This is a genomic window from Corynebacterium sp., assembly GCF_030532965.1.
In the GTDB taxonomy this organism is placed as follows: domain Bacteria; phylum Actinomycetota; class Actinomycetes; order Mycobacteriales; family Mycobacteriaceae; genus Corynebacterium.
On record NZ_JAUNKC010000008.1, the window covers coordinates 14245 to 38314 of the forward strand.

21 protein-coding genes and 1 tRNA gene are annotated in these 24070 nt (G+C 53.0%); 19 read left to right on the forward strand and 3 right to left on the reverse strand.

Annotated elements, in window-relative coordinates; translation table 11 throughout:
* The first annotated feature begins 65 nt into the window (after window positions 1-65).
* Both metH and Q4D85_RS05495 read left to right on the forward strand, forming a co-directional pair.
* Complete coding sequence (gene metH, locus Q4D85_RS05490) at window positions 66-3671, forward strand: methionine synthase (RefSeq protein WP_303198793.1); 3606 nt, start codon at window positions 66-68, stop codon at window positions 3669-3671.
* A gap of 406 nt (window positions 3672-4077) precedes the next feature.
* On the forward strand, window positions 4078-5151 hold the full coding sequence (locus tag Q4D85_RS05495; protein WP_303198796.1) for a DNA cytosine methyltransferase: 1074 nt from the start codon (window positions 4078-4080) through the stop codon (window positions 5149-5151).
* 29 nt (window positions 5152-5180) lie between these two features.
* Here the strand turns inward: Q4D85_RS05495 and Q4D85_RS05500 are convergent.
* A tRNA-Trp gene (locus Q4D85_RS05500) sits at window positions 5181-5252 on the reverse strand.
* A gap of 108 nt (window positions 5253-5360) precedes the next feature.
* Between Q4D85_RS05500 and Q4D85_RS05505 the strand changes: the two genes are divergently transcribed.
* The 7 genes from Q4D85_RS05505 to Q4D85_RS05535 all read left to right on the forward strand — a co-directional run bounded on the left by Q4D85_RS05505 (window position 5361) and on the right by Q4D85_RS05535 (window position 12521).
* A complete protein-coding gene (locus Q4D85_RS05505) occupies window positions 5361-5540 on the forward strand; it encodes a hypothetical protein (RefSeq protein WP_303198798.1) in 180 nt (59 codons plus the stop codon).
* A 57-nt stretch (window positions 5541-5597) separates the two neighbouring features.
* On the forward strand, window positions 5598-6260 hold the full coding sequence (locus Q4D85_RS05510) for an HAD family phosphatase (protein ID WP_303198800.1): 663 nt from the start codon (window positions 5598-5600) through the stop codon (window positions 6258-6260).
* A 5-nt stretch (window positions 6261-6265) separates the two neighbouring features.
* Complete coding sequence (locus Q4D85_RS05515) at window positions 6266-6529, forward strand: phosphoribosyl-ATP diphosphatase (protein ID WP_303198802.1); 264 nt, start codon at window positions 6266-6268, stop codon at window positions 6527-6529.
* Window positions 6530-6542: 13 nt separating this feature from the next.
* Window positions 6543-7388 (forward strand): ATP phosphoribosyltransferase, encoded by an 846-nt coding sequence (gene hisG, locus Q4D85_RS05520; protein ID WP_303198804.1) that lies wholly within the window; start codon window positions 6543-6545, stop codon window positions 7386-7388.
* A 475-nt stretch (window positions 7389-7863) separates the two neighbouring features.
* Window positions 7864-9171 (forward strand): anaerobic C4-dicarboxylate transporter, encoded by a 1308-nt coding sequence (locus tag Q4D85_RS05525; protein WP_303198806.1) that lies wholly within the window; start codon window positions 7864-7866, stop codon window positions 9169-9171.
* A gap of 147 nt (window positions 9172-9318) precedes the next feature.
* Complete coding sequence (gene aspA, locus Q4D85_RS05530; protein WP_303198807.1) at window positions 9319-10752, forward strand: aspartate ammonia-lyase; 1434 nt, start codon at window positions 9319-9321, stop codon at window positions 10750-10752.
* 131 nt (window positions 10753-10883) lie between these two features.
* On the forward strand, window positions 10884-12521 hold the full coding sequence (locus Q4D85_RS05535) for a formate--tetrahydrofolate ligase (RefSeq protein WP_303198808.1): 1638 nt from the start codon (window positions 10884-10886) through the stop codon (window positions 12519-12521).
* Window positions 12522-12673: 152 nt separating this feature from the next.
* On the opposite strand, the gene Q4D85_RS05540 is transcribed toward Q4D85_RS05535, so the two are convergent.
* Window positions 12674-12916 carry a HigA family addiction module antitoxin gene (locus Q4D85_RS05540; protein WP_303198809.1) on the reverse strand — a complete coding sequence of 81 codons (243 nt, stop codon included), beginning with the start codon at window positions 12914-12916 and terminating at the stop codon, window positions 12674-12676.
* A 102-nt stretch (window positions 12917-13018) separates the two neighbouring features.
* On the reverse strand, window positions 13019-13810 hold the full coding sequence (locus tag Q4D85_RS05545) for a RecB family exonuclease (protein ID WP_303198810.1): 792 nt from the start codon (window positions 13808-13810) through the stop codon (window positions 13019-13021).
* Window positions 13811-13844: 34 nt separating this feature from the next.
* Between Q4D85_RS05545 and Q4D85_RS05550 the strand changes: the two genes are divergently transcribed.
* The 10 genes from Q4D85_RS05550 to tatC all read left to right on the forward strand — a co-directional run bounded on the left by Q4D85_RS05550 (window position 13845) and on the right by tatC (window position 24065).
* Window positions 13845-15110 carry a M18 family aminopeptidase gene (locus tag Q4D85_RS05550; protein WP_303198811.1) on the forward strand — a complete coding sequence of 422 codons (1266 nt, stop codon included), beginning with the start codon at window positions 13845-13847 and terminating at the stop codon, window positions 15108-15110.
* A gap of 104 nt (window positions 15111-15214) precedes the next feature.
* The gene (locus Q4D85_RS05555; protein ID WP_303198812.1) at window positions 15215-16051 is read left to right on the forward strand and encodes a tRNA (adenine-N1)-methyltransferase; all 837 of its coding nucleotides are present in this window, start codon (window positions 15215-15217) and stop codon (window positions 16049-16051) included.
* A gap of 85 nt (window positions 16052-16136) precedes the next feature.
* Window positions 16137-17681, forward strand: coding sequence for a proteasome ATPase (gene arc / locus Q4D85_RS05560; protein WP_303198907.1), 1545 nt, complete (start codon window positions 16137-16139; stop codon window positions 17679-17681).
* Window positions 17682-17686: 5 nt separating this feature from the next.
* Window positions 17687-19165 (forward strand): depupylase/deamidase Dop, encoded by a 1479-nt coding sequence (gene dop / locus Q4D85_RS05565; RefSeq protein ID WP_303198813.1) that lies wholly within the window; start codon window positions 17687-17689, stop codon window positions 19163-19165.
* Window positions 19166-19351, forward strand: a complete 186-nt coding sequence (locus Q4D85_RS05570; RefSeq protein WP_303198814.1) for a ubiquitin-like protein Pup — start codon at window positions 19166-19168, stop codon at window positions 19349-19351.
* A gap of 29 nt (window positions 19352-19380) precedes the next feature.
* Entirely contained in the window at window positions 19381-20841 is a 1461-nt protein-coding gene (gene pafA, locus Q4D85_RS05575) for a Pup--protein ligase (protein ID WP_303198908.1), read from the forward strand.
* The gene (locus Q4D85_RS05580; RefSeq protein ID WP_303198816.1) at window positions 20841-21854 is read left to right on the forward strand and encodes a YafY family protein; all 1014 of its coding nucleotides are present in this window, start codon (window positions 20841-20843) and stop codon (window positions 21852-21854) included. The genes pafA and Q4D85_RS05580 overlap by 1 nt, the downstream gene beginning before the upstream one ends.
* Window positions 21841-22815 (forward strand): YafY family protein, encoded by a 975-nt coding sequence (locus Q4D85_RS05585; RefSeq protein ID WP_303198817.1) that lies wholly within the window; start codon window positions 21841-21843, stop codon window positions 22813-22815. Before Q4D85_RS05580 ends, Q4D85_RS05585 begins: the two co-directional genes overlap by 14 nt.
* A gap of 32 nt (window positions 22816-22847) precedes the next feature.
* A complete protein-coding gene (gene tatA / locus Q4D85_RS05590) occupies window positions 22848-23099 on the forward strand; it encodes a Sec-independent protein translocase subunit TatA (protein ID WP_303198818.1) in 252 nt (83 codons plus the stop codon).
* A 9-nt stretch (window positions 23100-23108) separates the two neighbouring features.
* On the forward strand, window positions 23109-24065 hold the full coding sequence (tatC, locus tag Q4D85_RS05595) for a twin-arginine translocase subunit TatC (RefSeq protein WP_303198820.1): 957 nt from the start codon (window positions 23109-23111) through the stop codon (window positions 24063-24065).
* The last annotated feature ends 5 nt before the right edge of the window (window positions 24066-24070 follow it).

Here is a 24070-nt window from a genome sequence, read left to right on the forward strand (position 1 = left end):
ACACCTGGCAGTAACCGAAGCTTAATTGCTTAAACCACCGGTTTCCGGACTAAGCTGTCTACCCGATGACTACGCCGTGTGAAACCCTCCCACTAAAATCCACCACATTCCTTGACGCCTTGCAGTCAACCGTCCTTATCGGAGACGGCGCCATGGGTACCCAGCTGCAAGGATTCGATCTCGACATCGACGCCGACTTTCTTGGCCTCGAGGGCTGCAATGAAATTCTTAATGAAACCCGACCCGATGTGGTCGAAAGTATTCACCGTTCGTATTTCCTTGCGGGCGCAGACCTGGTGGAAACCAATACCTTTGGTTGCAATCTGCCCAACTTAGCGGATTACGGCATCGCCGATAAATGCGAAGAACTTGCCCATAAAGGCGTAGCCATTGCCAAAAGCGTAGCTACGGAATTAGGACCTGGCCGCGACGGAATGCCTCGCTTCGTATTGGGTTCACTGGGGCCTGGCACCAAACTGCCATCGCTGGGACACGCGCCTTACACAGATCTCAAGGAATACTACCGTCTGGCCGCACGCGGAATGATAACCGCCGATGCGGACGGCATTTTAATAGAAACCGCCCAGGATCTCCTCCAAGTCAAAGCCGCCGTTCACGGCTGCTATGAGGCTTTCGCCGAATTCGGTTATCGGATTCCCATCGTTTGCCACGTCACAGTGGAACAGACCGGGACGATGCTGCTCGGATCGGAGATTTCTGCAGCGCTAACCGCGCTGGAGCCGCTGGGAATCGACATGATTGGTCTAAACTGCGCCACCGGCCCAGACGAAATGAGCGAACACTTAAGGTATCTATCAAAAAACTCCGCGATACCGGTCTCCGTCATGCCAAATGCTGGGCTGCCAGTGCTTGGCAAAGACGGTGCAGTGTATCCACTGGAACCGGCTGGGTTAGCCGCCGCCTTAAAAACCTTCGTTGAAGACTACGGCTTGGCGATGGTTGGCGGTTGTTGCGGTACCACACCCGAACACATCACAGCCGTACGCGATGCGGTCATAGGCACCAAAGATACAGCCGGTGCAGTGCCTGCGCATCGGGTCATTGCTCCATCTGATGCCGTTTCATCGCTATACAACACGGTGAATCTGACCCAAGATACCGGGATAACCATGATAGGCGAGCGCACCAACGCCAATGGGTCCAAGGCGTTTCGAGAAGCGATGCTGGCTGGAGATTGGGAAACCTGCGTTGATATCGCGAAACAACAAACCCGCGATGGCGCGCACATGCTCGATTTGTGTGTCGATTACGTCGGCCGAGACGGCCGGGAAGACATGGCCCAGTTGGCATCCTTGCTCGCAACCAGTTCGACGCTGCCAATAATGATCGACTCTACAGAGCCTGATGTCATTCGAGTTGGTTTGGAACATTTGGGGGGCCGGTGTGCGGTCAACTCCGTTAATTTTGAAGACGGCGACGGCCCCGATTCGCGATACCAACGAATCATGGCGCTGGTCAAACAACACGGGGCGGCCGTAGTAGCACTCACCATCGATGAAGAAGGCCAAGCGCGTACAGCCGAAAAGAAAGTAGAGATTGCCGAACGACTAATCGCCGACATCACAGGAACGTGGGGCCTGGCGGAAAAAGACATCATTGTCGACACCCTGACTTTCCCTATCTCTACCGGCCAAGAAGAAACCCGGCGCGACGGCATCGAAACCATCAATGCCATTCGGGAACTAAAAACCAGGCATCCTGAGATTCACACGACACTTGGGTTGTCTAATATTTCCTTCGGTCTGAATCCGGCTGCACGTCAGGTACTTAATTCGGTGTTTTTGCATGAGTGCATCGCGGCCGGCCTTGATTCGGCGATTGCTCATAGTTCGAAGATTCTGCCGATGAATCGGATTGACGAACGACAGCGCGAAGTCGCTCTGGATATGGTTTATGATCGGCGCCGCGAGGGGTACGATCCGCTTCAGGTTTTCATGGAGCTGTTTGAAGGGGTTTCGGCGGCGGATGCAAAGGATGCCCGGGCGGAGGCGTTGGCGGCGCTGCCACTTTTTGAACGGTTAGCCCAGCGGATTATCGATGGCGAGAAGCAGGGCATTGAGCAGGATCTAGATGCCGCGATGACCGAAAAATCGCCTATTGAGATCATTAATCAAGACCTGTTGGGCGGGATGAAGACCGTCGGCGAGCTTTTTGGTTCGGGGCAAATGCAGTTGCCGTTTGTGTTGCAGTCTGCGGAAACCATGAAGCATGCGGTTGCGTATTTGGAGAGCTTCATGGAGGCATCAGATGATTCCGGCTCCAAGGGAACAATGGTTATTGCCACAGTTAAAGGCGATGTCCATGATATCGGCAAGAATTTGGTCGACATCATTTTGAGCAACAACGGCTATAACGTCGTCAATATCGGGATTAAACAGCCGATTGCGACAATTATGTCCGCGGCCCGGGAGCACGGCGCGGACGTCATTGGAATGTCTGGGCTGTTGGTGAAGTCCACGGTGGTGATGAAAGAAAACCTCGAAGAGATGAATTCCCAAAAGGCGCACGATATTCCGGTCATTCTTGGCGGTGCGGCGTTGACACGTACCTATGTGGAACATGATCTGGATGACATTTACCACGGTGATGTCCATTATGCCCGGGATGCGTTTGAGGGCTTGCGATTGATGGATGAAATCATGGCGGCGAAACGGGGTGAAGGCCCGGATCCCGAGAGCCCTGAAGCTATTGCTGCGAAAGAGAAAAAGGCGGAGCGCAAGGCGCGCCGGGAACGGTCGTTGCGTATCGCGGCGGAGCGCAAGGCGCAGGCGGAACCGGTGGTTGTTCCGGCACGTTCTGACGTTGCGGTTGATGTTCCGGTTGCGACTCCGCCGTTTTGGGGCACGCGGATTGTCAAGGGGTTATCAGTGGCAGAGTATTTGCCGATGCTTGATGAGCGGGCGTTGTTCATGGGGCAGTGGGGGCTTAAGTCCAGTCGCGGTAGTGGGCCTGACTACGAGGCTTTGGTGGAACAAGAGGGTCGGCCTCGGTTGCGGGCGTGGTTAGACCGGCTGAAGTCCGCAGGTATCCTGGACCATTCAGCTGTGGTCTATGGTTATTTCCCGGCAGTCAGTAATGGTGATGTTGTAGAGATCTTGGCGGAGCCTACCCCTGATGCGGACGTGGTTGAAACTTTTAGGTTCCCGCGGCAGCAGCGTGGTCGGTTCTTGTGTATTTCGGATTTCATCCGGAGCCGTGAGTTGGCCGAAGCCACTGGCCAGGTTGACGTTTTGCCGTTCCAATTGGTGACGATGGGGCAGCCGATTGCGGATTTCGCCAATGAGCTTTTTGCAGCCAATGACTATCGGGATTATTTGGAAGTCCATGGCATTGGTGTGCAGCTCACCGAGGCGTTGGCGGAGTATTGGCACGCCCGGGTGCGTTCGGAACTGGCGTTGTCGGATGGTACTCACGCGGGTGATGCTGATGCAGCGGATACCCGGAGGTTCTTCGATTTAGAATATTTGGGGGCGCGTTATTCTTTCGGATACGGCTCGTGCCCTGATTTGGAGTCCCGGATTGGGATGATGCGGTTGCTCAACCCCGAGCGGATTGGTGTCACCCTTTCGGAGGAATTGCAGTTGCATCCGGAACAATCAACGGATGCTTTCGTGCTGTATCATCCGGAGGCTAAGTACTTTAACGTCTAAGCGGCATTCGCTTTTCGACGCCCCCAGCTGGCTGTTATTCACGGTTAGCGGGGGCGTTACTGTTCGGTTACGTCCAAGTCTTACTAAACTACAGAAGTTGATTGGTAGGAACTAAGCGGTATGGTTTGTCACCTAGGAGAAACGCCATCGAAATCTGACCTGGATAGGATAAGCGACAGGGGTTTTTCTGTGGTGACCAAAACTGTAGGCACGCTACCGTTTCTTGGCTTTCTCGATCGCGTTGTGCGACGCGTCGTTGGCTTCTGGTTGTCTTTGTCCATGTCGGGCGAAAACTAAGTGGGCCGTGAGCATGTGGAAAACACCCTTGTGAATCGTCCGTTGTGTAGGCGCGGGCTCGCTTAAGATTGTGGGATACATTTATCGATGCGGGGATAAGGATTGCGCAATGGTTACTGTGTATGGGGAGGCGGCACCACTTGAATGTGACCGGCTTGTCGGAGCTTCTCAACATGTTGGCGGTCTTATCCCCGATGTAGCAATGAAAACGCATCAGCAGCGTTGGCTTAAGGAAGTAGCCGACCTGTGTGAGGAGAGTAAAAATCGCAGGACAGGATTTCAAAGCGCTGGGCTAGTTCCGGTTATTGACGTGTTTTCCGGTTGCGGGGCGTTTTCGCTGGGGTTCCGATTGGTTGGGGTTCCCGTTGTGGTAGGAATTGCTGATACCGAACCGGCGGCGCGGACGTTTGCGCTTAATGTTTTCAGCCCCGCTCTAGCCTGCGGTGCAATGAGTCGGGGCGAAATCCTGGACGCGATTGCACCGTTGTGCCCCAAAGGGGCTGGGATTATCGCGCAGTTACCACACCAGAAAAATACCTCCGTGTTGCCGATGCTTGAAGAGATTTTGCGCACGATTGCGGCGGTGGCAAACCAGACGAAGGCCTCGTTTGTGCTCATCGAGTCGCGCATGTTTACGTACCAGACGGTCGAAGCGCTATTGAGCTTTGAACAGTACTGCAATACCACGATGTCGAGTGACATCATCAGGTACATCGTGGCCGACTACGGAGTCGCCGAATACGACGAACGCGTCGCGTACATCGCGGCACCGCATGAGGAATTTCCGTCAGCGGTGGGTCAGTATTTTCATCAGTTACGCAGTCCACAGCGGGTGAGCGTAGATGATTGGTTCGGGCCGGAATTAGGCACAGATTTTATATACCGGCATGCGCGGAATTATCGTCGAAAAGCAATATTTTCAACCACTACCCCTGCACCCCGCCAACTCGGCTGGAACCACATGCTGCCCATGAACTATCCCGGAAACGCAGACGATGCGGCGCCAGGGTTTCTTGCGCGTTCGTTAACCACTCCAGAACGTGCAAGCGTTCTTACGTTCCCGCCAGGGTTTACGTTTATGGGAAGTGCGAAGTACAACGAGAAAATGATTGGGGAATCCATTCCACCGAAAGTGGCTGTTGCTTTCGCCCGATCAGTCACACGTGCCCTGACGTATTTGTGACCAATGTGCGGGATTTAAGGTGTTAAGTATGGGACTTAAGGGAATCGAACCCCTGTCCTTCTCCTTTGGTGGAGTGGCTCTACCAACTGAGCTAAAGTCCCATGAGTAGTGTAGCCAAAGTATAAGATTTCTGTGATAGTTTCGAAGGAACTTTCAACGGAAGAACCAAAAAGGAAGCGCAGCTTATTGTGGGCTTAGAACAGCTATTTATGGCAGAAAACCTCGTGCCACTGGTTGTGGGAATCATCGCAGTGGTGGTCATCATTAAGGTAATCAGTAGCGTGATTAAACGTATCGTGTCGATTGCTGTGGCCGCAGTTATCATTGGTGGCGGGCAACAAGCTGGGGCGTTTGAGGGGCTCGGGGCGTTAAGCCATTTCTTCTCTTAATCGATAAGTTTTTCACTAATTTGCCCGGGGCGGGTTTCCGCTGAATGATTAGGTTCTATGGATGCCGTTTTATGGGATATGGATGGGACTCTTATCGATTCAGAACCGTTGTGGGAAATCGCAACGTATGAAATGAGCGAGTCGCTCGGGCGGAGGCTTAGTCCGACGCTGCGCGCATCGACGGTGGGCGGTACCTTCCGAAATACTGCGGATATTTGTGCCCGGCACGCCGGGGTTACGTTAGCTGAATCCGATTACGAGGTTTTGCAACGCACGATGTTCGATCGGATGGCTGAACTTCTCGTCGATGCCCAAATCAATCCCGGCATTTGCGAGATATTGGCCGATGTGACTGCGGACGGCATTCCTATGGCGGTGGTGACGAACACCCCGCGTGAACTCGCCGAACCGGCGATATCGGGGATTGGGGCGGAGTTCTTTGCCGCAGTGATTTGCGGTGATGATGTGGCTCTGGGGAAGCCAGATCCGTTGATTTACCGCACTGCGGCGGCTGCACTTGGCGTGCCTACCTCCCGATGTTTGGTCTTCGAAGATTCCGAGACCGGCATGACTGCCGCAAATCGGGCGGGTTGTAAGGTAATTGCCGTGCCCGGTGCTGCTGCGGACATGCCGCCCGGCACTCTGGTTATGCCATCGCCCACGTTTGTGGGGGTGACGGCGGCCAAACTGCGTCAATGGTTCGAAGCTATGGAAGAATAACCCGAATGAAGAACTTTGATGCCCTCTATACCGAACTTCAGCAACGAGTAACTGATCGGCCGGAAGGGTCGGGTACGGTCGCCGCCATCGATAAAGGTGTGCACCACTTAGGGAAAAAAGTGATCGAAGAGGCGGGTGAAGTCTGGATCGCCGCCGAATACCAATCGGATGAGCAATTAGCCGAAGAGATCTCCCAATTGTTGTATTGGACTCAAACGGTCATGATTTCCCGCGGTATTCGCCCAGAAGATGTTTATAAATACCTCTAGTCAAGGAAGTTCCATGCTTAAGGTCGCAGTACCAAATAAAGGATCCCTGTCTGAAGCCGCCGTAGAGATCCTCAAAGAGGCAGGTTATTCCACTCGGGGGGATTCCAAAGCACTGACGGTCGAAGATAAGACCAATAACGTTGAGTTCTTTTTTCTTCGACCTAAAGACATCGCTATTTATGTTGCCAATGGTCAATTGGATCTTGGTATTACCGGCCGGGATCTAGCGGCTGACTCGTTAGCCGAGGTGCAAGAAGTTCTTACTCTTGGGTTCGGTTCCTCCACGTTTAGGTATGCCGCGCCGGAAGATGAAGACTGGGACGTCGACAAGCTTCATGGCAAGCGCATCGCCACGTCGTATCCCAACCTGGTTCGTACCGATTTGGCGCAGCGGGGGATTAGCGCCGAAGTAATTCGCCTTGATGGCGCGGTTGAGATTTCCATCAAACTTGGTGTGGCTGATGTCATCGCCGATGTGGTTTCTACTGGCCGTACCTTGCGTAAGCAGGGGTTGGCGCCGTTTGGTGAACCATTAGTGGATTCGGAGGCGGTCGTGGTTGCCCGGCGCGATGCGGTGATTTCTCCCGATATGCAGGTGCTGCTTCGTCGGATTGAAGGAATCTTGCACGCACAGAATTTCCTAATGATTGACTACAACGTTGAGCGTCGCCTCCTCGATGATGCGACGAATATTACCCCGGGGATTTCTGGGCCGACGGTGTCTCCGTTGGCTAACGACCAGTGGGTTGCTGTGCGGGCGATGGTGCCGAAGAAGCGTGCCAATGCGATTATGGATCAGTTAGCGGATATTGGTGCGCAAGCTATTCTTGCTTCCGAGATACGAATCGCGCGAATTTAGCGCCTTGTACCTTAGTTGTCATTAGCGGCAGCGTGTAGCCGGATATGAATTCTGAACGCGCTTGCCGCTTTTCGACGTTTTACGGGCTGGAGACAAATCATTTTTATTTTCACAATACCGGTTCTTTAATTTTTCCATGGTGTCAGATTAAAACACTGCTTGTAATTTCACCTATTTAAAACTGGTTTAGCGGTGATTGATAAAAGAAACCTTTTGGTCTGGGCTAAACACGGGGGAGTGTCGCGAATTTGGCGAAGATCACATGCCGAATTTATGGGAATTCATTATAGTAGATGTTGAATCTTGAAATATATAAAAAATCGGTTTTTTACGGTCTGCAACATATTTAAATAATGAATTTAGTTATCACATAAAAGCTGTAACTTGCATGACGAAAATTCCCGTTGCTGGGTGTTTGGCCGTGTAGTGGAACGGGTCGTGTGGGGTGCGGCATTAACCGTGAAGGACACTGCTCATGATTGTGCTACATATCCTTATTGTTTTAGCCGCAATTGTTCTTGGCGCACGTTTAGGGTCCATTGCCATTGGTTTTGCTGGTGGTTTGGGGGTGTTGTTGCTTGGGCTTACTGGTGTTGCCGTAACCCGAGACGACATTCCATTTGATGTTATTGGAATCATCATGGCTGTCATCGCAGCTATTGCCGCCATGCAGCGGGCTGGTGGCATGGATTATTTGGTGTACCTGGCAGAACGCTTATTGCGGAAGAATCCTCGATATGTCACATACCTTGCCCCATTGGTTACCTATTTCATGACGCTTTTCGCAGGCACCGGGCATACCGCTTTTTCGACGCTTCCGGTGATCGCGGAAGTTGCGAAAGAAGGGCGGGTGCGGCCATCCCGACCATTGTCGATTGCGGTGGTCGCTTCTCAATTGGCGATTACAGCCTCACCGATTTCGGCGGCGGTGGTGTTCATGGCCTCGATTATGGAGCCAATGGGGGTTGGTTATCTCCAATTGCTAGGTATTGTCATCCCGTCGACGTTGCTCGCGATTTTTCCGACCGCTTTTATCACTAACCGGCTAGGCAAGGATCTTGAGGAAGATCCGGTATATCTTTCCCGGCTGGACAAGGGCCTGGTGTCTACGCCGAAGATCTCGACGTACACCCCGACGAAGCAGGCGAAGCTTTCTGTCGCGCTTTTCTTGATCGCCATCGTGTTGGTGATGTGTTACGCCACGTTGATTTCTGATCAAGTCGGGTTAATCACCGATCCGACGTTACCGCGCAATGAAGCCATTATGTCGCTCATGCTCGGCACTGCGGTTGTCATCACCATGGTGTGCAAATTGCCGCCCGATGAGATTTTGGGCACCCAGGTGTTTAAGTCCGGCATGTCCGCCTGTGTTTGCGTCATGGGTGTGGCTTGGTTGGGCACCACGCTCGTCAATGCTCATATTGAGGAAATTCAGGAGTTATCTGGTGACATTCTTAACCAGTACCCATGGCTTCTTGCAGTCGTGTTGTTCTTCGCTGCTGCGCTGCTGTACTCGCAAGCGGCAACCACGAAGGCTTTAATGCCCGCCGCGCTTGCTGTTGGCGTGAATCCGTTGACGGCGATCGCTTCCTTTGCTGCAGTGTCCTCCCTATTCGTGTTACCTACGTATCCGACATTGCTTGCTGCGGTGGAAATGGACGATACCGGCTCGACGAAGATCGGTAAGTACGTCTTTAATCACTCGTTCATAGTTCCCGGAACAGTGTGCATTTCCCTCGCAGTCATATTTGGTTTCATTTTTGGAAAACTCGCTGGTTTATAACCAGCATGTTTGCTAGCCGCACGACCTGGAAACGTCGAAAAGCATCCTTGCTGATAACTCAAAACTTTTTGATCAAACTCACGTATTCTTAGGTCGTGTGCACCACACAACATCCCACCCTACCGAAGTAGAAAGACACCACTGAAAATGTCACAGTCACCGGAATTCCGTACCGAAGTTGACCTGCTCGGCGAAATGGAAGTTGCCAATTCGAATTATTACGGCATCCACACCCTCCGCGCGATTGATAACTTCCCAATTTCTGGAACCACGATCAACGATATTCCTGAGTTCATACGTGGAATGGTTCAAGTCAAAAAGGCAACTGCGATAGCTAACCACAAATTGCGGGCATTGCCGAAAACTAAGCGTGACGCCATCATCTGGGCATGTGATCAAATTTTGAATGATGGGCGTTGCATGGATCAGTTCCCAATCGATGTGTTCCAAGGCGGCGCTGGCACTTCGTTAAACATGAACACCAACGAAGTGGTGGCAAACTTGGCTCTAGAGCATTTGGGGAAGGACAAGGGCGAATACGACATCATTAACCCCAACGACGATGTCAATATGTCGCAATCAACTAACGACGCCTATCCAACTGGCTTCCGACTCGGACTTTACGCATGCATGGCGCAGCTCATGGACAAGATTGATGCGCTTGAGGCTGCGTTCATGGCAAAAGCGGAGGAATTTGCAGACATTCTCAAGATGGGACGCACCCAGCTGCAAGACGCGGTTCCAATGACCTTAGGCGGCGAGTTCAAAGCCTTTGCCCTCAATCTCGGTGAGGAACGCAAAGTCCTCGACACCGCAGCCACCCGATTGCTGGAAGTCAACCTGGGGGCCACCGCAATCGGCACCGGGTTAAATACCCCAACTGGCTACCGCGATGCTGTCATTGATGCTTTATCCGAAGTCACAGGTCTCGACATTCAACCGGCTCCGGATCTCATCGAAGCAACCAGCGATACCGGTGACTACGTGTTAGCTCATTCAGCTGTAAAGCGAGCTGCGATGAAGCTGTCGAAGATCTGTAATGATCTCCGGTTACTGTCCTCTGGCCCCCGGGCTGGCCTTAATGAAATCAATCTGCCGGAGCGGCAAGCTGGCTCGTCCATCATGCCAGCCAAGGTTAACCCTGTGATTCCAGAAGTTGTGAATCAGGTATGTTTTAAGGTCTTTGGAAACGACGTCACGGTGACCATGGCAGCTGAGGCGGGACAGCTGCAGCTCAACGTCATGGAGCCTGCGATCGGGCAGGCATTGTTCGAGTCGATTTTTATCCTTGGTGCAGCGGTGGACACGCTGCGCGAAAAGTGTGTCACCGGTATCACCGCGAATCCGGAGGTTTGTCGAGCATACGTCGAAAATTCCATCGGAATTATCACGTATCTCAACCCCTTCATTGGGCACCACAATGGCGACCTCATCGGTAAAGAGGCGGCTCGTACCGGAAAGTCGGTACGTGAGCTTGTTCTTGAAAAAGGGTTGATGGAAGAAGACACCCTCAACCAAGTGCTTTCGCCAGAGAACTTAATGCGTCCGACGTTCCACGGCACCTTATATCCGGAGGATTAGTGCACTAAAACCTCAGCAGCCGGTCCGATTGGTGAATATAACTGGTTGGGCCGGTTTTTCGCGTGGAAACCACCCGCGAAGCGGTAGATTTGAACTGTCATCGAATCTCAATCGAAAGGTCACTACCACTTATGGCCACCGACGTCGAAATTGCTCAGGCACATGTCCTCCAACCTATCAGCGACATAGCCGGGAAAATTGGAATCCCAAACACTGCGCTCATCCCGTATGGCACGACAAAAGCAAAGGTTGATATCACAACCGCACCGGCCACGCCGCGCGGAAAACTTGTGCTTGTCACCGGCATTTCGCCCACACCGGCGGGTGAAGGAAAATCCACCGTTTTGATCGGACTTGCGGACGCCATTCAACTGGCTGGCATGAAAGCCGCAGTTGCAATCCGCGAACCCTCCCTGGGGCCAGTCATGGGAATCAAAGGTGGAGCCGCAGGCGGCGGTTATTCCCAAATCGTTCCGATGGAAGACATCAATCTTCATTTCACAGGTGATTTCCACGCGATTACCTCGGCGAATAACACCCTCGCCGCGATGATCGACAACCACATTCATCACGGAAATCCTCTCGGCATTGATCCCCGCACCATCACCTGGCAGCGGTGCGTGGATGTCAACGACCGCAGTCTTCGGCATGTCGTCACGGGATTAGGCGGGACCGCGCACGGAGTGCCGACCGAGACCGGTTTTACCATCACCGCAGCCAGTGAAATCATGGCGGTATTGTGTCTGGCGACCTCCTTAGAGGATTTGGAAACTCGAATCGGCAATATCGTCGTGGCGCAGACATATGAGAAAAAGCCAGTAACAGCTCGTGACGTCAATGCACAGGGTGCGTTGAGTGCGCTGCTGAAAGACGCGATCAACCCTAACTTGGTTCAAACTCTAGGTGGAACACCAGCGTTTGTGCATGGCGGCCCGTTCGCAAATATTGCGCACGGGTGTAATTCGCTAATCGCGACTGAAACAGCGTTAGCTTATGCCGATATTGTCCTGACTGAAGCGGGATTTGGTTCGGATTTGGGTGCGGAAAAATTCTTCGATATTAAAGCCCGGGTTGGTGGCTTGGAAGTTGACAGCTGCGTGATTGTGGCGACAATCCGCTCGTTAAAACACAATGCGGTTGATGCCACAGACGGCGATAATCTCTTAGCACGCGGCGTCTGCAACCTGGAACGGCATGTGACTAATATTCGGAAGTTTGGGATAGAACCGATCGTAGCCCTCAACGAATTCGTTGGCGATAGTAGCGACGATATTGCGTGGATGACCAGGTGGGCACAAGATTTCGGTGTCCGATTAGTGCCCGTGTCCGTGTGGCAAAATGGCGGTGCAGGAGCGGCCGAACTAGCCACGGCGGTCATGGACGGGCTCGGGGACACAACCGCACATCCGCTCTACGACCCAGAAAAGGGGATTGAGCAATCGATCGATACCATTGCCACGGAAATCTATGGTGCCAGCGACGTTGTATGGTCGAGCCGCGCCCGCAAAGACTTAGCGTTTTTGAAAGAAAACGGCTGGGATACCCTTCCGGTATGTATCTCTAAAACCCAGTATTCGTTCAGCGATGATCCGACGCGATTAGGGTCAGCGACTGGGCATACTCTTCACGTCCGCCAGCTGCTTCCACGCATTGGCGCAGGGTTTATCGTTGCGTTGACTGGTGACGTCATGACGATGCCTGGGTTGCCGAAAAAGCCGGCTGCGGAAAACATCGCCGTTACTGGCGGTAAAATTACTGGTTTATTCTAGCCCCAGATGTTGACTCTGCACGCGGTTGACTTTCATACATATTGGTTGTGGAAGTCAACCGCGTGTTTTACTGGTTTTAGAGGGGTAAGTTTAGTCTCGGTTCATGTCGGGGGAGGCGGGGCTATTCGACGGAGGTTTTCTAGCCTGTCGTTTTACGAGTCGGCGTTATGTTTATCCCAGTTTCGTTGAGCCTCTAACCAAAAGCTCTGATTCTGATCGAAAACAGCAGCTAATCTTTTGGATAAATTCCATGTCACCGATTGTTTACCGGCAACAAACTGCGCTAAAGTCGCCTCCGCTACATATAGCTTTTTTGCAGCATCATAAAATGAAATGCCCTGTGGATCGAGGTAGTCTTCTTTTAAAACGATGCCGGGATGGCGCGGAGCTGACATGAAAGTGAAATCCTCCCTTATTAAGGTAACACTTTTTCTAATTACCTAAACCTAGGGACCATACTAAGCGGAAAAACTATGCCATACCAGCAAGGTTAGGCTTTACTCCAGTGCCTGTGCTAAGTAAGGCAAGGCTGGGGGAGTACCACCAAACTCCGGGCAAAGACTCTGGTGCGGACACCAACCACACAGCTTCGACTTTTTCGTTCTGAAATGTCCACTATCGATGTCCATGAGAATTTTCGACCACAATTCAGCCAAATCGCGTTCAAAGAACTCCAGTTCCTCTTTGCTCGGGGTCAGGAAGAGGGAATCGGCCACCTTTAAATACATCAAACGTAATTGGTGCGGTATCACCCCATGAATACGCCACCATGCCAACGCATAAAATCGCATCTGAAACTGCGCCTGGGCGCTGTACTGGGGAAGTGGTTTCTTCCCGGTTTTATAATCTACAACCCTAATTTCACCGGTAGGGGCGATGTCCACCCGGTCGATAAACCCTCGCACCGGCACACCATTCGGCAAGGTAGTGTCAATGAACATTTCACATGCGTGGGCATCGAAACCTTGCGGGTTTTCCATCTCAAAATATCCACGTAACAGTGTGCGGCATTCCACCAAAAACTCCAACACGTCCGGAACTAATTCAGTTAATTCTGGATCCTTCTCGCACATCAGCGCCCAATTGGGTTTCAGACGTTTAACGGCAGCTGGATAGGTTCGATCTCCACGTGACCACCCATGCATGTCCTCTAAACAGGCATGAACCAAGGTTCCTTTCACCTGCGCAACCGTTTTAGGTTCCGGCAATTTGTCAATTGCCCGAAACCGATACAAAAGTGGGCATTGTTGATAATCACTGGCGCGGGACGGAGATAAAGCTAGTTTCACATCAACCCACCTTATCGGAATACACTTATGAATCATGATTTGGGATTTCATCAGTTACATTGCAGCAAGCCCCAGTTCCTTTCACGCCGCTGACCAGGGTGCCGCACTTCTCAGCGCCGCTGGGTTTAGCCCAGTGACAGAAACCGCCAAATGGAATGCCGAACCAGGCGGCCATTACATGGTCCGAGACGGGGCGCTCATGGCGTGGTTCGTTCCCGAAACAGCTGGCCCGAAATCCGGGTTTCGGATCATTGGTGCTCATACCGATTCACCTGGCTTCAAACTGAAATTCAACGGTAATTCCACATCCTTCGGCTTCAACCAAGCAAACGTCGAAGTATACGGTGGGCCGATCATCCCAAGCTGGTTCGACCGGGAACTAGTACTCGCCGGGCAGGTGTATATGGCTGATGGGTCGACCAAACTGGTCGCAACACCACCGCTGTTGCGTATCCCGCATCTTGCCATCCACCTCGATCGCAGCGCCAATGATTCGTTTAGCCCCGACCGACAACGCCACCTCATGCCAATCTTCGGCGTCGACCCAACGATCAACCTCATGGACATCATTGCCGACGCCGCGGGGGTCGCACCAGATCAGATCCTCAGCCACGATCTCATCACCGCAGATGCCCAACCCGGGGAATGTTTTGGTGTCGAGTCACAACTAGTCGCTGCGGGGCGCTTAGATAACCTCAGCTCAGTTTTCGCAGGAATCACGGCACTTATCAATGCCGCACAGAACATCATCGTAGACGGTGGTGGCAGCGAGGATGTGCTCGTGTTGGCCTGCTTCGACCACGAAGAAGTCGGATCACAATCAGTAACCGGCGCAGGGGGCCCGATACTAGAAGACGTACTCCAACGAACAGCCATCCAGCTGGGTGCTTCCCCTGAAGAGTACAAACAAATGCTCCGGCGCTCAAGCTGCGTATCAGCTGATGCCGCACACTCCATCCACCCTAATTATCCGTCCCAACACGACCACGATAATTTCCCAGTCTTAGGTAACGGCCCCGTACTCAAAATCAACGCCAATCAAAGGTACGCCTCCACCGCAGTTACCCAAGGAATCTGGTTATCTGCCTGCCACAATGCCGGAATCACATCCCAAGTATTCGTCGGCAACAACACAGTGCCATGCGGATCAACCATCGGGCCGATAACCGCAACCCGCCTCGGCATCCCCACCGTCGACGTCGGTATCCCTCTACTCAGCATGCACTCTGCCCGGGAACTATGCCACGCAACAGACCTCGAGCAATTCACCAGTGCATTAACAACATTCCTCGTCAACTAATCAGATCGCCCAAATGGGTGGGCGTCACGCAACAGCTCACCCCAAAACGAACCAACTCAACCAAAAGCACCACTTTAAAAACCTTTCTGGTAGGTTAAACGCTCATGGCATATTCAGGACCTTTTCAACCCGGTGACCGGGTACAACTAACCGACCCAAAACGACGGCATTCCACCATCATCTTGGAAAAAGACGGCCAGTTCTTCACCCACAAAGGCGTGATCAAACACAACGACATCATCGGCTCCGATGAAGGAAGCGTCGTCAAAAGCGAACAAGGAACTGAATACCTCTGCTTCCGCCACCTCATGGTCGACCATGTACTCTCCATGCCGCGCGGCGCAGCCGTCATCTACCCGAAAGACTCCGCCCAAATACTCGTCGAAGGCGATATCTTTCCCGGCGCACGCGTCCTCGAAGCAGGCGCCGGATCCGGCGCACTGTCTATGGCGCTACTGCGAGCAGTCGGCGACAAAGGCGAAGTCATATCCTACGAAATTAGACAAGACCACCTGGAATACGCCGAAAACAACGTTGACGAATACTTCGGTGGCCGCCCGCACAATTGGAACCCCCGCCTCGGCGACCTCAAAGAAGTCACCCTCGACGATATCGGCGGCCCCGTCGACCGAATCATCCTGGACATGCTAGAACCCTGGGAATGCCTGGAAGTCGCAAAAAACCTCCTACTACCAGGTGGCGTCTTCATGACCTACGTGGCCACCGTGCCGCAACTAATGAAAGTCATGGAAGGCATTCGAGAACAACAATGCTTTACCGAACCCCGCGCCTGGGAATCCCTGGTTCGAGACTGGCGAGTTGAAGGACTAGCCACCCGACCAGAACACCGCATGAACGCCCACACCGCATTTCTGGTATGGACCCGCCGACTAGCAGACGGAGTAACCCCACCAAGACCACAACGCCGCGCACGCAAATAGCGTTTGCGACAATGGTTGCACAGTTTCATAAGGAACTACCGGCAAATTGAACACTTTTTAGGTGTTCATTAGTAATGTTGTGGGCATGCATCCTTCTGATACTGCGCAACCATCTCAAGCACATTCGGAATTGATTGAGCGCAACGCCAAACTGGTGGAGTTACTGCAATCCTCCCGAACAAAGCTTCAGGTTTTGCACCAGCAATTAGAAGAAATGGCAGCCCCGCCATCAACATACGGCACCTTCCTAGAATTCTCGCCAACCACCAACCCCGACGCGCCGGGGGAATCCATCAAAAGCGCAGAAGTGTTTACCGCTAATCGACGCATGCGGTTAATGATCTCACCGCTCGTAGACCCAGCATCGCTTGTACCCGGGGTTCAAGTTCGACTTGGCGAAGCCAACCATATCGTCGAAGCATGTGGCTTCAGCACAACCGGCGAATTAGCCGTACTGGTGGAAATGATCGGCACAGACCGGGCCTTGGTGGCCGACCATAATGGCGAGGAACGAATCGCCAAACTCGCGGCACCACTGATAACCGGCCACCGTAAAATCCCTCGCGCCGGCGACACAGTATTGATCGACGCCAAAGCTGGCTATGTATTTGAGGTAATACCTAAAACCGAAGTATCCCGACTAGCATTAGAAGAGATTCCACACGTCACCTACGCAGATATCGGCGGACTCGATAGCCAGATCGAACAAATTCAGGACGCGGTAGAACTTCCGTTCGCCTACCCAGATCTATACCGCAGCTATGACCTCCATCCGCCCAAAGGAGTTCTGCTCTATGGCCCACCCGGCTGCGGAAAAACACTGATCGCCAAGGCAGTAGCAAACTCCTTGTCACGCAGAATCGGCGACGGCTCAGCCAGCTATTTCATCAATGTCAAGGGCCCAGAACTGTTAAATAAGTTCGTAGGGGAAACCGAACGCCGCATTCGCCTCATCTTCGAACGAGCACGAGAACTAGCCGAAGACGGCCGCCCCGTCATCGTGTTCTTCGACGAAATGGAATCCATCTTCAGAACCAGGGGATCAGGCGTCTCCTCCGACATGGAAACCACCGTAGTGCCACAGTTACTTACCGAACTCGACGGCGTAGAATCCCTAAGCAACGTCATCGTCATCGGTGCAACAAACCGGGAAGAGCTCATCGATCCAGCCATCCTGCGCCCTGGCAGACTAGACGTAAAAATCCGGGTAGAACGACCAACCAAAGAAAACGCACGCGACATCTTCACCCGACATCTCACCGCAAACGTCCCACTAGCCGAAGACGTCGATACCCTCATAACCGCAGCCGTTGACCACATGTTCGCACCCCGCCCCTACGTAGAACTAGGACTAGTCACCGGAGAAACCGAAATCATCCACTATCGCGACTTCGTCTCCGGCGCAATGATCGCAAACGTCGTCGACCGCGCCAAAAAATACGCCATCAAAGCCCACCTCCAAGGCGACACACAAGGAATAACCGCACAACACCTCATCACCGCAATCGACGCCGAAAACTGCGAAAGCGAAGACATGCCCAACACCGCAAACCCCGACGAGTGGTCCCGCATCTTAGGCCGCACCGGCGTTCGCGTAGCAGTCGCCCGCGTCATCGCAACCGGGAGTTAACCACCATGGCACGCATCATCGGCACCGAAACAGAATACGGAATCGCAACCCCAACCGACCCCACACTCTCACCCATAATCACCTCAACACACGCAGTCGTCGCTTTCAGCCAAGGACAAGGCGCACGGTGGGACTTCTCCTCCGAACACCCACTGCGCGACAGCCGAGGATTCGACCTCAAACGCCACCAAACCATTCCCGTCGTAGACCCCAATGCACTCGGAATCGCCAACGTCGTTCTAGAAAACGGCGGCCGATTCTACGTCGACCATGCACACCCCGAATACTCAGCCCCAGAAACCACCACCCCCTGGGAAGCCATGCTCTACGACCTCGCAGGCGACGTCATCATGAACACCGCCGTCGCACGAGTAGCCGCCTTCAGCGCACGCAACCACTCCATCTTGGAACACCATCAGCCGTGCCCACCGCTGAAAATCTACAAAAACAACGTCGACGGTAAAGGCGCAAGCTACGGCAGCCACGAAAACTACCTCTATTCCCGCGACACCGAATTCGACCGCCTCGCACAAGGACTCATCCCATTCTTTGTCGCCCGCCAAGTACTAACCGGAGCAGGGCGCGTAGGACTAGGAATGTTCGGCGAAAAACCCGGATTCCAAATCTCCCAACGTGCAGACTACATCGAACAAGAAATCTCACTAGAAACGACCCTCAACCGCGGAATCATCAACACCCGCGACGAACCCCACGCAGACGCAGAACGCTTCGGCAGACTCCACGTCATCATCGGTGACGCCAACATGTCACACATCTCGACGCTACTCAAACTCGGAACAACATCACTCGTCATGGACGCTATCGAAGCCGGCGTCGACTTCAGTGACCTCAAACTCCTCGAACCAGTAGCCGAACTAAAACGCGTATCCCGAGACACATCACTAACCCACAAACTCACACTCGTCGACGGGCGCCAACTCACCGCACTCGAACTACTACGCGAATACCACAACCGAGTCGAAGCCGACGAAACCGTCCACCCACTATGGGTAGAAACCATAGAAAAACTCCACACCGGCGGACCACAAGCCTGCGCAGACACCCTAGACTGGTGCGCCAAATGGGCACTGATCTCCTCATACACCAACCGAGGCATCGACATCACAGACGCCAAACTCAAACTCATCGACCTGCAATACGCAGACATCGACCCGTCGAAAAGCCTGTACCATGCATTAGTACGAAACTCAGCAATGCAAACACTCGTAACCACAGACATGATCGAACACGCAGCATGGCATCCACCAACAGACACCCGCGCCTACCTCCGCGGCGAACTAATTAAACGCGTGTCCCACCTAATCGACTCCGCAAGCTGGGAAGTAATGTCAATCTTCGGCCAACGAATCTTCATGCCAGAAGTCACAACCCACACCAAGGAGCACACCGAAGCTTCATTGAGTATCCTGCCTAACATAACCGAATTTCTAGCCGACATGCGCGCGAAAGGACTCATGGAATAAATGTCCCAAAAATTCACGACCAGCAGCGGAAAACCCGACGACGACACAGACACAGACACCACCGCATCAGGCCAAGTGCACTTCAACACCCAAGGAGTCGACGACCTCCTCGACGAAATCGACAGCCTACTAGAAACAAACGCCGAAGAATTCGTTCGCTCCTACGTACAGAAAGGCGGCCAGTAACTTCCGTGGAAGTATTTACCCGCCGAATCATGGGCATTGAGACCGAATACGGCATCACCTGCGTCACCGACGACGGAAGCCGAAAACTCAGCGCCGACGAAATCGCCAGATTCATGTTCCGACCAGTAGTCGAAAAGTGGTCAAGCTCCAACATCTTCATCCCCAACGCTTCTCGCCTATACCTCGACGTCGGATCGCACCCAGAAATCGCCACCGCAGAATGCGACAGCATAGCCCAGCTCGTGGCATACGACCGCGCCGGGGACATTATTGTCGACCGGTTGGCACGCCAGGCGGAACAGCAATTGGCGGCCGATGGGATTTCCGGGGACGTGTACCTGTTTAAAAATAACCTTGATTCGGCGGGCAATTCGTATGGCTGCCACGAAAATTACCTGGTAGCCCGGGAGGTCGTTCTGCGGGCGTTAGGGAAGCAATTGCTGCCATTCCTGATTACCCGGCAGCTTATTTGCGGGGCGGGCACCATCAAAGATGGCGCGTATCATCTGTCCCAGCGTGCGGATCATGTGTGGGAAGGGGTTTCTAGTGCGACCACCCGCTCGCGACCGATCATTAATACACGAGATGAACCGCACGCAGATTCTCATCGGTTCCGCAGGCTCCACGTCATTGTTGGAGATTCCAACCTCGCGGAACCGACCACTGCGGTGAAAATAGGGGCAACTCTTCTGGTTTTAGAGATGATCGAAGCGGGTTTCGATCTGCCAAGTTTCGAGCTAGCAAACGAAATTGCCGCCATTAAAGACATCTCGGCAGACCTCAGCGGTGCCACCGAAGTGCCGCTGGTGAAGCCGCAATCAGATCGTAATTCTTCGGCGCATCCGGCAAGCGGCGCGGCGGCGCACCCAACTGCCTTGGAAATCCAACAGGAATATTGCGACGCTGCACACCGGTGGTTAGAGGTGCGGGACAGCTATACCGAAAGCGAAACGGCTGTGACTGGAACCTCCACAGCAGAGTTCACCCGCGTTGTCGAGCTATGGCGACGCACACTTGAGGCGATTCGGACCGGGGATTATTCGTTGATTTCTCGTGACATTGATTGGGCGATCAAGCTAACGTTGATGCGCCAATTCCAAGAGAAACTCGGGATCGACCCTGATGATTTTTCCCACCCCAAGCTGCAATATATTGATCTTAAATATCATGATATCCGTGCCGGTAGGGGTCTATTTCCACAATTGGAAACCAGGGGAGTAGTCAATAGGTGGATCACCGACGACGCTATCAACGATGCAGTGGATAACCCGCCTGCGACCACCCGTGCGGCACTCCGCGGGAAGTTTCTTGCCGCGGCGGATGTGGTGGGGGCACCGTTTTCGGTCGATTGGATGCGGTTGAAGGTTAACCGGCCAGATCCACAAATCGTCGAGCTGAATAATCCATTTCAGGCAGAGGATTGTCGGGTGGATGATCTAATTGATTACATGCGCTTGCATCAAGAAACGTATGTACAGCAGGAGGGCTGATGGCTAATCGTAATGATGCGCAGTTAGAACGTGTCACCAATCTCACGTTTGCCTTTCTCTCGGCCGCCAAGTCCGGGACTGAACATGTGACATTCGACTATGTCTATAAAAATGTTCCGGGCTACAAGTTCGATGATAAAAAGAACCTCCGAAAAATCGATGCGGCGCACGTGATGTTTCAGCGCGATTGCCGCAATCTTATCCGTGCTGGGGTTCCGTTAGAGTCATTCAAACTCGGCAGCCAGATCGTGTGGCGGTTGCAGCCAGAAAATTATGAGCTGCCCGCGATTGAGTTCACCCCCGACGAAGTGACAGTGTTAGGGCTAGCCGGAAAAATGGGAACTGGGGACCAGCTCGCAGCTTTCTCCCGGTCGGGATGGACCAAGATCGCAGCTAGTGGCGTCGAATCCTCGCTTAGCCCGTCGGTGCCTTTTACACCGATAAACGACTGGAGTTCACTTCAGGCACAGGACTTGGATCTTATAACCGAAGCCTGTGCACACCGCAAACGACTGAGCTTCTACTACCAACGCACTTCCACCAGCGACTATGTCGAGCGGTGGATGGACCCGTGGGGGATTGTCAGCAATCGCGACCGATTGTACTTGGTGGGATTCGACCTCGACCGGGGAGCACCCCGATGTTTTCGCATCACGCGTATTTCCGATCTCGCGTTTTTGTCCCCGAAACAAAACGACGAAGAAACATACGGCGGCTTTCACGAAATGGATCCTTCCGTTGACCTCCACGAACTGGTGTTGACGCAGTTGCGACACGGCAGGACGCTTGTCGACGCCACAATCCGCGCCTCTAAGGCACAAGCTGTGGCTATCCAACCTGGTGCAATAGAAATAGATTCCGAGCGTGGCCTTTACAAGCTTGTCGATATAGAAGCCGGTTGGTTGGTGCGGCAGGCAGCAGCTCTCGCGCCGGAGGTGGTTGTGGTTGAACCACAGGAAATTGTCGACAGCGTGGTGAAATTATTGCGAAAGGCAGCTGATGGCTCCGATTAAAAACGAACGCATCGCTGATATGGTGCGAATGCTCAACCTGCTTCCGTATTTCGAGCGGCATCCTGGTCGTTCTATCATGGCTGCCGCCCAAGACCTCGGCTTAGATCCTGGAACCATTATGGAGGATCTCAATCGGCTATTTTGCTGTGGTCCTGGGGTCATGCCGGATGAATTGGTTGATTTGGAACACGGATTCGCAAGCGTGCAGGTTCTCGACAGCCAAGGAATGGATAAACCATTACGTCTCACTCGCACCGAGGCAGGCGCGTTACTTCTCGCCTTGGAATCTCTCGACGCTGTCCCAGGTCTTGTCGATAAAACGGCAGTCCGATCGACCGCTGCGAAGTTACGAGGGTTGATGGCTGATGAAGCACACGGTGTCTTCGACTCTCAGGCAGTTTCCGGCAGTGACGCGGAATCGGAGGGCGAGCGGGTCGTCGAAAAGCTCCGACAAGCCATGATTGAGAATAAAAAAGTATCCTTTGCTTATCTTTCACACGGCGTAAAACACAGCAAGGATCGGATCGTGTCGCCAGCCCGGTTGTTTTCCAACCAAGGGCACACCTATCTCAACGCTTTCGATCATTTAACAAACGAACATCGGGTTTTTCGCATCGATCGGATCCGGGAATTAACCATCACGTCGGAGTCAGCCCAACCCCAATTATCGAAACTTGATTTCGACCCGACAGACCCGTTTAAACTCAACCACGCCACCGAACACGCAGAACTCAAGATTGCATCCGATTCAGCGTGGCTAGCTGACACCATCCCGTGCGAAGTTACGACTGTTACCGAGGACGATTCCGTCATCGTTACGGTGCCGTTGGTGTCCCGGGAATGGTTGCTCACCTTCGCGCTTAGCAACGCAGATCGGGTAGAAGTTCATTCGCCGGAAGATATAGCTGGTAGCGTGCGCGAAAGGGCTAAACTGGCACTTACCGCGTATGATCTTAGCTAAATGCTTACACATAACCTCCTGAAAGGAATCTCATGAGCGTTGGGCCTTTAGAGATCGGCATTCTTATTGTCGTATTAATTCTGCTTTTTGGCGCAAAGAAACTCCCTGACGCGGCACGTTCTTTGGGTCGTTCCATGCGGATTTTCAAATCCGAAGTAAAAGAGATGAGCAACGACGATAAGCGTTTTGAAGAACAACGCGCGTTGGAAGCGCAACAGGCACAAGCTGTCCAGCCCCAACCAATTGCGCAGCCCGAGCAGGTTAAGCCACAGCAACAGCCCTAAAAATCTGTTATGAGTTCATCTCCCAAAAAGCTTCTTCGCCGTAAGAAAGCTAATCCGGAAGGGCAGATGTCCTTAGTGGAGCACCTGCAAGAGCTACGGCGACGCTTGATCATCTCAATGATTGCTCTGGCGGTCGGCACCGTGATCGGATTTATTTGGTACCAACACAGTGCGTTTGGGGTCTCGTCATTGGGCGATATCCTTAGAGGACCATATTGTTCTCTTCCGCCAGAAAAACGAGCAACCTTCACCCTCGATGGGGAATGTCGATTGATCGCAACCGCCCCATTCGAGGCATTGTTGCTTAGACTTAAAGTCGGTGCCTTAGCTGGCGCGGTGTTTGCGTCCCCGGTCTGGTTATACCAAATCTGGGCGTTCATTACCCCTGGGTTAATGAAAAACGAGCGTAAATGGACCTTCACATTCGTATCGGTGGCGGTGCTGCTGTTTGTCTCCGGCGCGGTGCTTGCGTATTTCGTCGTGGAATTCGGATTGGAATTCCTGCTAGGAATCGGCGCGGAGTTCCAGGTCACTGCGTTATCAGGTGGCAGGTATTTTGATTTCTTACTCGCGTTGTTAGCCATATTCGGAGTCAGCTTTGAAGTGCCGCTCATCATAGCCATGCTTAACGTTGCTGGGGTACTTAGCTACGAAGCAATCAAAGACAAACGCAGCATTATTATCATGTTGTTGTTCATCTTCGCGGCTGTTATGACACCAGGCCAAGACCCATTTTCCATGCTGGTCCTTGCCCTGGCGCTGACCATCCTCGTGGAAATCTCCATTCAGTTCACTCGGTTGAATGACAAACGCCGAAAAGTGGAACGCCCCGACTGGTTGGATACTGACGATGAGCAAGCCTCGCCGCTTGCTACACAGGCTGCTCCCATCGCGCCTTCCGGGCCGATTACGCCATCAGCATCGCCGACAACGATCGAAGGAAGCAACTACGACGACATCATCTAGTAGCC